Raw genomic sequence first — 14,299 nt, forward strand, 5'->3', positions numbered from 1 at the left:
GGCAATGCGCATCCTGCTGACGAATGACGATGGCATTCACGCCGAGGGCCTCTCCGTGCTGGAACGGATCGCCCGGACGATAACGGACGACGTTTGGGTGGTGGCACCGGAAGTGGACCAGAGCGGGCTTGCCCATTCTCTGACGCTTTCGGAGCCGCTGCGTCTGCGCCCGGTTTCCGAACGGCGCTTTGCGCTCCGGGGTACCCCGACCGATTGTGTTATCATGGCGGTCAAGAAGATTCTTGATCGCAAGCCCGACCTCGTCCTTTCCGGCGTCAATGTCGGCGCAAACCTTGCGGACGATGTCACCTATTCCGGGACCGTGGCCGGCGCTATCGAGGGAACGCTGCAGGGCATTCGCTCGATCGCACTCAGCCAAGCCTTTCAATATGCCGTTGGCCGCGACGTTCCCTGGGATGTAGCAGAGACGCACGCACCGGCGCTCATCCGCACATTGATGGGAGTCGACCTGCCGGACGGAACGCTTATCAACCTGAACTTTCCGAACTGCGCCGTCGATGCCGTTGCGGGCGTTGAAGTCACGTCGCAGGGCAAGCTCGAATTCGGTCTCAGCATCGACGAGCGCACGGACGGACGCGGCTTTCCCTATTTCTGGCTCCGTTTCGGCGAACGTGCCGGCGATTTCCGTTCCGGCACCGACATCAGGGCTCTTCGAGACAACAGGATTTCGGTAACCCCGCTTAAACTGGACATGACCGATCATGCCGCTCAGGAGCGCATCGCGCGGGCATTGCGGGAAGGAAGTGTCGCTTGAGCGGACGAATTTCGCAGCAGGAGGGGTTTGCAGCGATGGCGCTGCGGCTTCGCTCGGGCGGCATCGTCAATCATGAGCTGCTGAAGGCTGTGGAGCAGACGCCGCGGACGCTCTTCGCTCCGCCGCAATACCAGGACGAAGTCTACTCCAAGCGGCTGATTCCGCTCGATTGCGGCTCGTTCATGGAGGGCTGCGACATGGCCGTGCGGCTTCTGCATTGTCTCAATCTCAAGCCGGGCCAGCGTATACTCGAGGTCGGAACCGGCAGCGGCTTTACCGCGGCCGTGATGGGGCGGATCGCCGAGCGCGTGCTGACGATCGAGCGGTACCAGACACTCGTCGCCTCGGCGCAGAAAAACCTCGAGAAGGCGGGCCTGCGCAACGTCGTCGTCCGCCAGGCCGATGGCAGTGCAGGAGTGCCGGGCGAGGGCACCTTCGACCGGATCCTCATTACCGCTGCGTTCAACAGCCTTCCCCGGACGTTCTCCGATCATCTCGTCTCCGGCGGCACGCTGTTGGTGCCGATCATGATGAGCGAAACGCATTGCCGTATCGTTCGCGTCAACCGCACCGGTAGCCGCTTCGACCGGGAAGACCTGTTCGATGCGCCTTACCTTCCGATCGTCCCACAGGTAGCGTCGTTCCTTTAGTCTAATTTCTTGGAATCGATGACGTTCATCTTTTAGGCCGACCCGACCTGAAACATCGTGATCTCGTGCGCCTCCCGGAAGCGGGTTAATACAATCTTAACCCGCTCCAGCCCCGCGCAAGCTTCCCTCTTTAGGTACCCGACCTGAAATCATCGTGATCCAGGCCGGGACGGCATGAGATGACGCGGAGTACGCATTTGCTCCGCATCGCAGTCGTCATGCGACAGACGGAGACGGCATATGCAGATCGAGAACAGGTTGAACGCTGCCGCTGCGTCCGGTGATGGCTTGGGAAATCTCGCCGGGCGTTCGGCCGACCAGGCTGCTGCCGCGGACAAAGGCGAGAGCGGGACGCTGGTTGCGCCTGCGGGCTTCGTCGACCCGACACCGCGCATTTCGCTGTCCGCCGACGCGTTGCTCTATCTCGGCCGGGCCAAAAGAACGCCTGAGAAATTGCCGCCGCTTACGAAGGACGAGTGGAACAATCGTCTTTCGCCGCAACTTGCGGCACGCGAGTACCAGGCGTTCGGCAAGCTCGCCGAAACCGGTGACTACAGGGCATATTACCGGGCCTTCATCGACTATTATGACGGCCTTCGCCCGGAGGATCAGAACAGCCTGCGCTATTTCGGGACGCGCGAAGCGGCGGTCGCGGGCCTGCGCTCGCTCGACTATGATGCGGACAGCGGCCTCGACATAGATGCCAAATTCGAGAACCTCGTCAGCGTGTTTCTCGAAGAAGACAAGATTGTCCCTTCGCCGGCCCCAACCACGATGTCGCCGGCAGAGCGCGTCTTTTTCGCCTGGGATGCGTCCAACATCAGCTATGAGGTAAATGCGCCCGAGCCGAGACCGATGACGGAAATCGAACGGCTTTATTCCGAGCTGCTATAGGGTGTCTCACTGTTTCGCTGAAACAGTGAGACACCCTACCACTTTTGGAATTGCGCACTTCCACACGGAAAACCGTTACACACTTTTCCTGGAGGTGCTCTGGCGATCCGTATCCCGGTTCCGCAGCGCACGTATGACCGGAAAACGCCCGCTTCGGTGCGGCTATGGTTAGCATTTCGCCAAAGTGGTGCCGTCTTTAACCGGGCGGTAACTCTAATGCGCTTTAATCCTTCTACAGCGAGTTGCGTTCGGAGTGGGTAAAGCGTCATGCGTAAATTTGTATCTCCCCAAGCAGGCAAGTCCATGATCCGTCTCTGTGCGGCGATCCTGCTTGCGGGTGTAGCGACCGGTTGCAGTTCTGACGCCAGCCGCTTCGGCGGGCTCTTTTCGCGGTCCGACGACATAATGACGGGTGCGATCCCGCAGGGCTCGAGTACGGTACCGAGAGGCGATGTGGCGAGCGGCGGTGCGGCGCCCTCCTACGGGAACAATGCAGCGCTCGGTCAATCCTATCCCTCCGGCGGCGGCAACGGAGGCTACAACACGGCGGCGGCCTCGCCGGTATCCAGCGCCCGTGTCGCATCGACGCCGATGAGCGTTCAGCGCACGAGCCTCGATGAACCATCCGCCGCATCTCGGCAGCCGCAGGTTCAGACCGCCTCCCTCGCGTCGCAGGCTGCTGCCCTCCCGAAGGCGGAGCCGCTGGCGGGGGCAGCCAAGGATATGTCGAGCAAGGGTGGCTGGAGCGCCTCCAACGCGCCGACCATCATGGTCCGTCAAGGCGACACGATTACTGTTCTCGCCAGACGCTTCGGCGTCCCCGAGAAGGAGATACTGAAGGCGAATGGCCTGAAATCGGCAAGCCAGGTAGAGCCGGGCCAGCGGCTCGTCATTCCGGCGTTCGGTACTGCAGGCAGCGCGGCAAAGGCGGCCGCATCGGGTTCGATCGCCGACGTGGAGGGCGGCAAGAAGCGTCCGTCTCCGCTGCCGACCGATCAGCGCGAGGTGGCAATCCTCCCCGGCCAGTCCCAGTCGCGTGAAAAGAGCGAAAGCCGCAGCGATGTCGCGGCGGGCAAGCTCAACAGCGCCGGCGAGGGCGGTGGAAATGGTGCCTATACGGTCAAGCCGGGCGACTCGCTCAATCGAATCGCCAAGGCGAACGGCGTTTCGGTCGCTGCCCTGAAGCAGGCGAACGGGCTTACGACAGAAGCCATCCGCATCGGGCAGAAACTCAATATCCCGAGTGCCTCGGCGAAAACGCCGGCGACCGATGCGGTGGTCACGGCTTCTGTTTCGGCCAAGAAGAACGAGGCCCAGGCGGCTTCGACCGAGCAGGGTAAGCTGACCGAATCCAAGGCGCCTGCCGCCAAGGAGAGCGTGTCGGAGGTTGCCATCCGGTCGGATGGTGACGAGGATCTTCCGAAATCGACCGGCATCGGAAAGTACCGTTGGCCTGTCCGTGGCGCGGTCGTCGCTGGCTATGGCGCCAATGTCGACGGCAACCGAAACGATGGCATCAACATTTCGGTGCCGGAGGGGACGCCCATCAAGGCAGCCGAGAACGGTGTCGTGATCTACTCGGGCAGCAGCCTGAAAGAACTCGGCAATGCCGTTCTGGTGCGCCACGACGACGGTACGGTGACGGTTTACGGCAACGCTGCCGAACTCAAGGTTCAACGCGGTCAGAAAGTCCAGCGCGGCCAGACGCTCGCATCCTCCGGCATGACAGGCAGAGCGACCCGGCCACAAGTGCACTTCGAGGTGCGCAAGAATGCGACCCCGGTCAACCCTGCGACCTATCTGGAATAAGCCGTGGCACCGGCCGTGCCTGGCTCATGCGCAAATCGAAAGCGCCGCGTGTCTGGCAAGACACGCGGCGCTTTTGCGATCACGCCGGCAGACGGCAAGCGCGATTACGCAGGAGCGTCGAGCTGTCTGCGCAGACGACCGGCCAGATCCTGAATGAATTGCCATGCGACGCGGCCGGACCTCGATCCTCGCGTCGTGGCCCATTCAAGAGCCTCGGCATGCAGCGCTTCCGGCTCGAGAGGCAATTTGAAGTACCGCGCATATCCGTCGACCATCGCCAGATAGTCGTCCTGGCTGCATTTGTAGAAACCCAGCCAAAGCCCGAAGCGGTCGGATAGCGACACCTTTTCCTCGACGGCTTCCGAGGGGTTTATGGCGGTGGATTGCTCGTTTTCCATCATGTTGCGGGGAAGCAGGTGTCTGCGGTTGGACGTCGCATAGAGCAGAACGTTTGCCGGCCGCCCCTCGACGCCTCCGTCGAGCACCGCCTTCAGCGACTTGTAAGAGGTGTCGTCGTGATCGAAGGAGAGATCGTCGCAGAAGACGATCACGGGCATCGGCGCCGCCTTCAGGATTTCCATCAGCACGGGCAGGGTGGCGATATCCTCCCGGTGAACTTCGACGAGCTTGAGTGCGCTTCCGGTGTCGTGGGCGACCTTTGCGTGAACGGCCTTGACCAGCGACGATTTGCCCATCCCGCGGGCGCCCCAGAGGAGCACGTTATTTGCCGGATAACCGTCAGCGAAGCGAAGCGTGTTGTCGAAGAGAATGTCGCGGACGTGGTCGACGCCGGTAATGAGTGTGAGATCGATGCGATTCGGGTTCGGGACGGGCTGCAGGTGGCGCGTGGCCGGTGCCCAGACGAAACACTCCGCCTCATGCCAGTCGTTGACGGCATATGCCGGTCCGGCGATGCGCTCCATCGCGGCCGAAAGCTTCTGTATTTCGTTGAGCAGGACGTCGATCTTGCTTTCGGGCATTTCATCTATCTCCGGCAGGCTGGATTTCGAACATGAGCGGCCGACCCGCGCGATAACGGGCGTGCGCCGGCTTAACCCAAATCCTTGAATCGCCGCGACGTTCATCCTCCGGTCGAATCCGTTGAAGCTGCCGCCGGCGGCGTTTTTCTCGGTAGCACGGCGGTTTGCGCTGGAAAAGACCGGCAGCCTGCAACCAGGGGGTTCTCCTGCTGCGGAATTTGTGCCAGAGGCAGGAGAAACGGGGAAGTGTACCGACGATTTGCGTTACGGGACGGCTTGCCTATATTCCGGCAGGTTTGCCGCGGGGGCAAGCGCGCAATTTGAACTCAAGGAGTGATCGATGTTTATTACCGAAGCTTTCGCGCAGACGGCGGCCCCTGGGGGCGGCGGCGCCGATATTCTGATGTCCATCCTGCCATTCCTGCTGATTTTCGTGGTGATGTATTTCCTGATCATCCGGCCGCAGCGTGCGCAGATGAAGCGCCGCGAAGAGCTCCTGAAGAACATCCGGCGCGGCGATCAGGTCGTCACCGGCGGCGGCATCGTCGGCAAGGTGACCAAGGTCGTCGACGATACGGAGCTCGAGGTGGAGATCGCCGAGGGCACCAAAGTCCGCGTTGTGCGCAGCGGCGTATCCGAAGTTCGCGTGAAGGGCGAGCCCGTCAAGGAATAACTCCGGCGCGGGGAACGTGAAGAAGCGTGCGCGGTTTTCGCCCGCATACCGCGCTTTATATCGGCATCGATCACGGTTTGATTTTGGAGCGACGCGAGGCCAAAATCACCGTGGTTAGGGCAAGGGCCGCGACCGGCAGAGACCGGCGGATGGAGCATTTCGAAATATGCCCAGGTTGTCGCCGTTCAAGAACATTCTCATCTGGCTGGTCGTCCTTGCGGGCCTCGCCTTCGCACTGCCGAATCTTCTTTCCAGAGAGCAGCTTGCCGACTGGCCGACCTGGCTGCCGCATCGGCAGGTGCCGCTCGGGCTCGATCTCAGGGGCGGTTCCCATATCGTCCTGAAGGTCAGCCGCGAAGACATCGTCGCGGAGCGCCTGCAATCGACCATCGACACGATCGCCGATGCCCTGAGACAGGCGGATATCCGCTATACGGGGCTGTCAGGAAGCGGGCAGAGCCTGCAGTTTCGTCTCCGCGATGCAACGAAAGCGCCAGCGGCACGCGACGCGCTGAAGGCGTTGGTCGCCCCCGTTCGACAGGGCGGCTTTTTCGGGAGTTCCATACAGGAACTGGTCTACGAGGGAAGCGCGACCAGCGACACGCTTCGGCTTCGCCTGACGGACGAGGGCATAAATCTCAGGGTCTCAGATGCCGTCGCCCAGTCCGTCGAGGTCGTACGCCGGCGGGTCGGCGAAGTCATCGCGGTCGTGCCGATCATAGAGCGTCGCGGCGGTGACCGGCTGAGCGTGCAGGTCCCCGGTCTGGACGAGCCGCAAAGATTGAAGGATCTCCTCGGACAGCGAGGAGATGTCGCTCTGAAGTGGCTGGATTCCTCGATGCCGGCACAACAGGCCGTGGATACGAGGCCGCCTGCGGGGTCCGAGGTCCTCTATTCGCTGGACGATCCACCAATACCCTACCTGGTCGAGAGACACGCCTTTGCTGCGGCACCGGACTTCGTCGAGGCGCAGCCGGGCTTCGATCCGGCGACGAGCGAACCTGTCGTCAATGCAAGGATTACTGCCGGGGCTGCCGCACGGATCGCGCCGGTCCTGCAGTCGGATCCACGGAAGCAGTTCGCGATCGTGCTCGACGGGCAGGTTATCTCGACGTCCGTTCTAGACGGCGCGCTTTCCGGTGATAGCGTCCGGATTTCCGGAAATCTCTCGGAGGACGGGGCGAACGACCTTGCCGCCCTGGTGCGTGCCGGCCCGCTTCCCGTTTCGCTGACCGTCATCGAGGAGCGTACCGTCGGTCCCGAGGACGGCGCCGACGCCGTGGCAAACGGCCTCACGGCGGGCCTGATCGCGGCCATTGCCGTCGCAGCCTGTATGATTGGCTTCTACGGCTTCTTCGGTGTCGTCGCCGTCATTGCCGTCATCGTCAATGTCGTGCTGATCATCGCGGTCCTGTCCGTCACCGGCGCCACGCTGACATTGCCCGGAATTGCCGGGATCATCCTCACGATCGGAATTGCGGTCGACTCGAACGTTCTCATCTATGAGCGGCTGAGGGAAGAAGCGCGTACCAGCGGCAAACCCTTGCGAAGGGCGCTGGACGACGGATTCGAGCGCGTCTTGAGGAGCATCGTCGACGCGAATCTGACGATTTTCATCGCCGGCGTAATCCTCCTCTATCTCGGGTCGGGCGCCATTCGGGGTTTTGCGGTTACGCTTGCCATCGGCAGCGTCACCACCATTCTGACGGCGCACAGCCTGACACGCCGCCTCATTCGCGGGTGGTATCGCCGCCGCCTGCCGCGGCGTCTGCCACGTGGCATCCGGACCGGATTTTTCAGTCGGGCGGATTTCCGTTTCATGGCGATCCGCAATCCGGTCTTCATTCTGATGACGGCATTGTCGCTCGCTTCGCTGGTTCTCCTGACGAGCCTCGGGCTCAACATGGGAGCAGATTTCAGGGGCGGCTCCGTCATCGAATTGAGGGCACGGACCGGCGTCGCCGATGGTGCCGACATCCGTGCCCGTCTCGATGAATTGAACCTCGGAGACGTTCAAGTCGAGGAACTTGGATCGGCGCGAGACGTTCTCGTCCGTATCCCGTCGCAGGAAGCCGGCGACAATGCCGAGCAGACGGCGGTCGGGCTGGTTCGCTCCGAACTCGAGGATCAGTATGTCTTCCGCCGTGTCGAGGTGGTTGGCCCCGGTGTTTCCGGCGAGTTGACGAGGGCAGGGTCGCTCGCCGTTGCCGCAGCCGTGCTGGCCGTGCTGCTTTACGTGTGGCTTCGCTTCGGCCGGCGATTTGCCGTCGGAGCCATCGTCGCGACGTTGCATGATGTGCTGCTGACGCTCGGGTTCCTCGTCGTGACGGGCATCGAATTCAACCTCGCCAGCATCGCAGCGCTGCTGACGATCGTATGTTACTCGCTGAGCGACACCATGGTGATTTATGATCGAGTCCGGGAAAATCTGGTGCGCTATCGAAGGATGCCGCTTTCCGTCCTGATCGACACGTCGATCAACCAGACCCTGTCGCGGACCGTCCTGACCGCCTTGACGACGCTCCTTGCTCTCGTTGCGCTGTATCTGTTCGGAGGCAGTGGTCTCGTCCAGTCCTTCAGCGCGACACTCATATTCGGTGTGCTTGTGGGCACCGTTTCCTCGATTTATGTCGCGGGACCGCTGCTCATCCTCTTCAATCGCCGAAACAATCGTCTTGGAGGCACGGAGGACTCGGCGGACCGGGATACCTCGTCGGAGACGGAAGCAAAGGGTGCGGTGTGATGGCAAAAGGGATCGAAATGCGCGAAGCGCACTTTCCGGGACGCGCGCCTGTCGACGCCTACGGCAATGGCGGCTTCCGCTTCGCCGATATGTCGCATCGCGGGTCCGTTCTGATGTTGCCCTCCGGTATCTACGCCTGGGACGTTGCCGAAGGCGACGTGCTCGCGGTCGCGAAATTCCAGCGCATCTTCGATGAGGCGCGTGACGTCGAGGTGCTGCTCGTCGGCACCGGCCGGGAAATCCGTCCTTTACCGGGAGAACTGAAGGAAGCGCTCAGGGCCGCCAACATCTCGTCCGATCCGATGAGCACGGGGGCGGCGGTGCGGACCTATAACGTGATGCTGGCGGAATCGCGGGCCGTCGCCGCGGCATTGATCGCGGTGTGAGGCGTTCGAAGGAAACCCTGCGTGCAACAGTCCGATGATCAGATTCTCGCAACCTTGCGGGACACCGACCGCGATCGCTACCTGGCCTGTCTGCTTTCTCCTGCAGAGAAGCGCCACTCGCTCGCGGCGCTCTATGCTTTTTACGCGGAGATCGCCCGTGTCCGCGACACGGTCAAGGAGCCGCTCCCCGGCGAGATCCGGCTGCAGTGGTGGCGTGACATTCTCGAAAACCAGCAGTCGGACGGCGCGGGGCATCCGCTGGCCGAAGCGCTCCTGCGTTGCATCCGCGAGCATCACCTTCCTGTCCGCGTTCTGCAGGACATGATCGATGCACGCATTTTCGATCTTTACGACGACCCGATGCAGGACAGGGCGGCGCTGGAGGGCTATGCCGGTGAAACCGCATCGGCGCTCATTCAGCTTTCATCTCTCATCCTGGACCCCGAAAATGCTGCGAAATCCTCAGACGCAGCCGGTCATGCCGGGGTTGCTCAGACGGTCGCCGGTCTCCTGCTGCTTCTGCCGGTTCATACCGGGCGTGGCCAGGTCTATCTTCCTGCCGAGCTTTTGAGCGCAACGGGCCTCGACCGGGAAACGCTTCTTGCCGGAACCGACGAGAGTGCGATCGAAAGGGCCGTTCGCGCCTTCTGCGGCCTCGGTCGCGATCATCTCGCCAAGGCACGTGAAAGTGCAGGCGCGATCTCCGCCCGGAATTTCTCCGCTTTCCTTCCCGTTTCCCTGGCCGAACCGGTGTTCGATCGCGCGGAGGCTGCCGGAGTGCGAATTCTTCGTCAGCCACTGCGGCCGCCGCAATGGCAGCGGCAATGGCGGATGTGGCGGGCGAGCCGGCGCCGGCAGTTTTAGACGAAGGCCCGTTGAGATTCCGGATACCCGCCGCCGCTTGTTTGATCCTCATTCCTGTGACGAGCACAGGAGTGAGGGCGGAGAGGGTGCGGCCCCTCGGCGCGTTTCATAAACCGTGAAGAAAGTGAGGTGGCGCGGAGGGCCCCAAGTCACGCCCGTACACAGCGTCCCGTTTCGCTTCAGCCGCACATCCCCGGTCCTCATTCCTGTGCTTGTCACAGGAATCCAGCCAGCCCAAGTCCTTGGGCTGAAAGAACGCTTCCCGCGCCGCCGACGCGGCGCTGCTGGATCCCTGTGACGCGCACAGGGATGAGGTGGAGAGGGTGCGGTCCTCGGCGCGTTTCATAAACCGTGAAGATAGCGAGGCGACACGACAGGCCGCAAGTCACGCCCGTACACAGCGTCCCGTTTCGCTTCAGCCGCACATCCCCGGTCCCTCATTCCTGTGCTTGTCACAGGAATCCAGCCAGACCAAGTCCTTGGGCTGAAAGAACGCTTCCCGCGCCGCCGACGCGGCGCTGCTCTCATCCCTGTGACGAGCACAGGAATGAGGTGGAGAGGGTGCGTTCCTCGGCGCGTTTCATAAACCGTGAAGATAGCGAGGGCGGCGCGGAGGGCCCCAGGTCACGCCCGTACACAGCGTCCCGTTTCGCTTCAGCCGCACATCCCCGGTCCCTCATTCCTGTGCTTGTCACAGGAATCCAGCCAGACCAAGTCCTTGGGCTGAAAGAACGCTTCCGCGCCGCAGACGCGGCGCTGCTGGATCCCTGTGACGCGCACAGGGATGAGGTGGAGAGGGTGCGGTCCTCGGCGCGTTTCATAAACCGTGAAGATAGCGAGGCGACACGACAGGCCGCAAGTCACGCCCGTACGGGCCGCAGACGCGGCGCTGCTCCCATCCCTGTGACGAGCACAGGGGGAGGATGAAGGGGGAGAGATTGCAGTCCTCCGAAAAGTGCTACAGCGCCCGTCTTAGACGAGAAATCATTCGCTAGGCGCTCGCCCGTCACGCTGGCGCAAGTCTCGCGGGATATAATTCTTCTCAATCGAAATCCCGTCGCGATCAAGGGACCCACGCGATGCTTTGGTTACTGCTCCTGGTGGCGATCGCCGCCGTCTGCGTGTTTTATATTCGGATGAACGCACGCGCCGAGCGCGACGCCGACAATCCGGATGCCGGGTCGGCGATCGTGGAATTCGGCCGGGCATTCCCGGACGAAGCGATCCGGGCACTGCATTCGACCGTCGACAGAACGGCGATCTTCCTGCGTCTGCACGATGGCAAGGCCGGATTCATACAATCGCACGGCACGCATTATGTCTGCCACGTCATTCAGCCCGGCAAGGTGCGGGTCAACACGTCCGAGAGTGGGCGCGGGCTGATTGTCCACTTCCCGGATTTCGCCTACCTGGACAACGCTTTCGAATTTCGGACGGCTGCCGAGGCAGCCGAGGTTTCGCTCTGGCTGCTCGGCACCTTTAGTCCGAAATCGGAGCTGGAAGCACCGGGTGGCGCGGCGCAGGGTCTGGACTGACCGGCTGAATCCGCAACGGAGTTCTCGTCGCTCGTCAGACGGCGTTGCCGAGCCAGCTTGCGCAATCACTCAGCGCGCGTGACGCCATCGCCTGCTTCTTGGCGAGCGCCTTCTCCTTGCCACGGAAGCGTTTGGCACCCTCCGGCCTCGTCAGGGCGCCCGGTTCGAGCGGCGGAAACAGTCCGAAATTGATATTCATCGGCTGGAACGAGCGCTTGCCCGGTTCGTCGTCTGAGACGATGTGGCCGCCGGTGATGTGATTGAGGAGAGCACCGAAGGCCGTGGTCACGGGAGGTAGGACGGGTGAGGCGCCTTTGCGTTCCGCCGCGGCGAAGCGGCCCGCCAGGAGGCCGATGCTCGCGCTTTCCACATAGCCCTCGCAGCCGGTTATCTGGCCGGCAAAGCGCAAGCCCGGACGTGACTTGAGCGTCAGCGAATTGTCGAGGAGCGTCGGCGAGTTGATATAGGTGTTGCGGTGCAGGCCGCCGAGCCTCGCAAACTCGGCGTTTTGGAGCCCCGGAATCATCCGAAAGACTTCGCCTTGCGCGCCGTATTTCAGTTTCGTCTGGAAGCCGACCATGTTGTAGAGCGTGCCGAGCGCGTTGTCCTGCCTAAGCTGAACCACGGCATAGGGCTTGACCGAGGGATTATGGGCGTTGGTGAGGCCCATCGGCTTCATCGGCCCGTGACGCAGGGTCTCGCGGCCGCGCTCTGCCATCACTTCGATCGGGAGGCAGCCGTCGAAATAGGGTGTGCCTTCCCATTCCTTGAAGCCGGCCTTGTCCCCGGCAATGAGCGCATCGACGAAGGCGTCATACTGCTCCTGTGTGAGCGGGCAGTTGATATAATCCTTGCCCGTGCCGCCCGGGCCGACCTTGTCGTAGCGCGACTGATGCCAGCAGATATCCATGTTGATCGTGTCGGCATGGACGATCGGTGCGATGGCGTCGAAGAAGGCCAGGGCATCGGCGCCGGTCTCCGTGCGGATCGCCTCGGCGAGGTCCGGTGCTGTAAGCGGGCCGGTCGCAATGATGGCGAGATCCCAGTCCTTCGGCGGCAGGCCCCCGATCTCTTCCCGCAGAACCGTGATCAGCGGGTGGTCTGCGATCGCTGCGCTGACGGCCTCGGCAAAGCCTTCGCGATCGACGGCGAGCGCACCGCCTGCGGGCACCTGGTTGAGATCGGCGCATCGCATGATGAGCGAGCCAGCAAGACGCATCTCCGCATGGAGCACGCCGACGGCATTGCTGGTCGCATCGTCGGAGCGGAAAGAGTTCGAGCAGACGAGTTCGGCGAGGCTCTCGGTCTTGTGCGCATCCGTGCCGCGCACGCCGCGCATTTCATGCAGAATGACCGGCACGCCCGCTTCGGCGATCTGCCATGCGGCTTCCGATCCGGCGAGGCCGCCGCCAATGACGTGGATGGGCGAATGGGAGGACGTCGTTTTGTTCATGGGCGGCTTCCTACCACAGGCATCCGTCGCTTCCAAGAAACGAAAACGGCGCCCGAGGGCGCCGTCTTCAAGCCAAGCAATGCTCGATCCGATTAGCGGAAGGAGCGAGCCGCAATGTTGCGGATGTCGTAGCGGGTAATGCCGATATCGTTCAGAGCGTGGTTGGAAAGGCTGCCCAGCTCGGCAACGGTACGGCGGTAGTTGATCCAGCTTTTTGCAATGCGAATCGGGTTCATGGTCGTTTCCTCAAGAAGATCGCTCGCGACAGTGATTGTCTGCGTCGTTGAGGTTCTTATACGCTTGTCTAACTGGAAGATGGAGTGCAAAGTAGATGCATCTGCTATGCATTTGTGCAGTGCATCGATCGTTTCGTGAGCATGCATCTCGGCCGGCCCGAAAATGCGCCATCGATTAAGTTTCGGTTAAGTTGCTTTTGCAGGGATTGCTGCACGAGATCAGAACGACTCAGCAGAATAAAAAAACGCCCGCCGGCGAACCGGAAGGCGTTTGAACGGCCATTATCTGGCGAAGCTTGATGCTTACTTGATTGCCTGACGGGCAACGTAGGGGATGTCTGCGCGGCCGATGCCCAGGTCAGTCAGCTCACGGTCGCTCATGCGGCCGAGCTCGTTGCAGGTCTGACGATACTTGCGCCAGTTGTTGAAAGAACGTGCGAGGTTCATGATCCTATTCCTTTCTAGGTCGTTCGCCAGCGCTCTATCTCTCTTGCTGGCCGTCATCTTATGAACCGGAATATAATCGGTTTGAGCCGGGATTACAGAGCTAATGCTGCATCGCACCCATGCGCGGCGTGCAAAGCTTTTCGGTGGCATTAACCGGAGTTTAACCTTTTGTTGCCGATGCCGGCCTCTTGCGCATTTCCAGACCGTTCCAAAGACCTTGGCGGTCTATCAGAGCGCGCGGCGCGCAGTGCGATTCTCGGAGCAAGGGAGTTGGCAGAAATAAACAACGCCCGCTGGGGGAGGAGGTCCAGCGGGCGTTGCTTGATCTGATTGGCAACCGGGAGGAGGAGTGTCGCCAATCCGTATCGGGCGCGCTGGGAGGAGGAGTGCGCTGCCCGATCGATGATTGGAATATAGGCCGAACCCCCGGATTCTGCTAGGGGCCGCCGGGAATGGCACCTATGCAAATGGTGCATGGCTCAAGCGTCGGACGATCGCAAAATGCCGAAATAATGGGCAGATGGAGGTGCCGTACGGAATATCTGAGGGGAGAATGACGCCCGTCGGGGGAGGAGGACCGGCGGGCGTCATAAATGCGATTGGCAACTGGGAGGAGGAGTATTGCCAATCCTATCGAAGCGGCGATGGGAGGAGGAGTGCGCAGCTTCGAATTCTGTCGAGCTCAGGCTCGGATCTTCGCGGGATTTCCCGCTGCGGGCGATCATGCCCGCCGGCGTCCATTCGGCTATCACCGCGGCGCTTCGCTGATTTGGAATATAGTGGCCTTAAATCGATTTGTGCAGTGCAATGTCCACATGGAAGATATGCGGATTGCGCAACGCGGATTGCCGTTC

At 61.8% G+C, this 14,299-nt stretch carries 13 protein-coding genes; 9 read left to right on the forward strand and 4 right to left on the reverse strand.

What is annotated here, in order from left to right:
- Window positions 1-4: 4 nt before the first annotated feature.
- The 4 genes from surE (at window position 5) to AC5J09_RS19870 (ending at window position 4,128) form a co-directional block, all read left to right on the forward strand.
- Window positions 5-775 (forward strand): 5'/3'-nucleotidase SurE, encoded by a 771-nt coding sequence (gene surE / locus AC5J09_RS19855; RefSeq protein WP_494298302.1) that lies wholly within the window; start codon window positions 5-7, stop codon window positions 773-775.
- On the forward strand, window positions 772-1,425 hold the full coding sequence (locus AC5J09_RS19860) for a protein-L-isoaspartate(D-aspartate) O-methyltransferase (RefSeq protein ID WP_100674027.1): 654 nt from the start codon (window positions 772-774) through the stop codon (window positions 1,423-1,425). Before surE ends, AC5J09_RS19860 begins: the two co-directional genes overlap by 4 nt.
- Before the next feature lie 240 nt (window positions 1,426-1,665).
- Window positions 1,666-2,319 (forward strand): biotin biosynthesis protein BioC, encoded by a 654-nt coding sequence (locus AC5J09_RS19865; RefSeq protein WP_494298303.1) that lies wholly within the window; start codon window positions 1,666-1,668, stop codon window positions 2,317-2,319.
- A 267-nt stretch (window positions 2,320-2,586) separates the two neighbouring features.
- On the forward strand, window positions 2,587-4,128 hold the full coding sequence (locus AC5J09_RS19870) for a LysM peptidoglycan-binding domain-containing protein (protein WP_324763339.1): 1,542 nt from the start codon (window positions 2,587-2,589) through the stop codon (window positions 4,126-4,128).
- Between the two features lie 104 nt (window positions 4,129-4,232).
- Here AC5J09_RS19870 and AC5J09_RS19875 read toward each other — a convergent pair whose 3' ends face one another.
- Complete coding sequence (locus AC5J09_RS19875; RefSeq protein ID WP_100674024.1) at window positions 4,233-5,108, reverse strand: ATP-binding protein; 876 nt, start codon at window positions 5,106-5,108, stop codon at window positions 4,233-4,235.
- Between the two features lie 340 nt (window positions 5,109-5,448).
- Between AC5J09_RS19875 and yajC the strand changes: the two genes are divergently transcribed.
- The 5 genes from yajC to AC5J09_RS19900 all read left to right on the forward strand — a co-directional run bounded on the left by yajC (window position 5,449) and on the right by AC5J09_RS19900 (window position 11,309).
- Window positions 5,449-5,781, forward strand: coding sequence for a preprotein translocase subunit YajC (gene yajC / locus AC5J09_RS19880; protein WP_011975343.1), 333 nt, complete (start codon window positions 5,449-5,451; stop codon window positions 5,779-5,781).
- 166 nt (window positions 5,782-5,947) lie between these two features.
- Entirely contained in the window at window positions 5,948-8,524 is a 2,577-nt protein-coding gene (secDF, locus tag AC5J09_RS19885) for a protein translocase subunit SecDF (protein ID WP_494298304.1), read from the forward strand.
- Entirely contained in the window at window positions 8,524-8,910 is a 387-nt protein-coding gene (locus AC5J09_RS19890) for an Mth938-like domain-containing protein (RefSeq protein WP_324763341.1), read from the forward strand. Before secDF ends, AC5J09_RS19890 begins: the two co-directional genes overlap by 1 nt.
- A gap of 21 nt (window positions 8,911-8,931) precedes the next feature.
- A complete protein-coding gene (locus tag AC5J09_RS19895) occupies window positions 8,932-9,774 on the forward strand; it encodes a phytoene/squalene synthase family protein (protein WP_494298305.1) in 843 nt (280 codons plus the stop codon).
- Window positions 9,775-10,853: 1,079 nt separating this feature from the next.
- Window positions 10,854-11,309 (forward strand): hypothetical protein, encoded by a 456-nt coding sequence (locus AC5J09_RS19900; protein WP_338283118.1) that lies wholly within the window; start codon window positions 10,854-10,856, stop codon window positions 11,307-11,309.
- A 34-nt stretch (window positions 11,310-11,343) separates the two neighbouring features.
- Here AC5J09_RS19900 and trmFO read toward each other — a convergent pair whose 3' ends face one another.
- From trmFO to AC5J09_RS19915, 3 genes are all read right to left on the reverse strand, one after another.
- A complete protein-coding gene (trmFO, locus tag AC5J09_RS19905; RefSeq protein WP_494298306.1) occupies window positions 11,344-12,762 on the reverse strand; it encodes a methylenetetrahydrofolate--tRNA-(uracil(54)-C(5))-methyltransferase (FADH(2)-oxidizing) TrmFO in 1,419 nt (472 codons plus the stop codon).
- Window positions 12,763-12,854: 92 nt separating this feature from the next.
- Window positions 12,855-12,998, reverse strand: a complete 144-nt coding sequence (locus tag AC5J09_RS19910; protein WP_003529520.1) for a DUF1127 domain-containing protein — start codon at window positions 12,996-12,998, stop codon at window positions 12,855-12,857.
- A 303-nt stretch (window positions 12,999-13,301) separates the two neighbouring features.
- Window positions 13,302-13,445, reverse strand: a complete 144-nt coding sequence (locus tag AC5J09_RS19915) for a DUF1127 domain-containing protein (protein WP_003529522.1) — start codon at window positions 13,443-13,445, stop codon at window positions 13,302-13,304.
- Window positions 13,446-14,299: the final 854 nt, after the last annotated feature.

The sequence above is a fragment of the Sinorhizobium sp. genome (genome assembly GCF_059070375.1).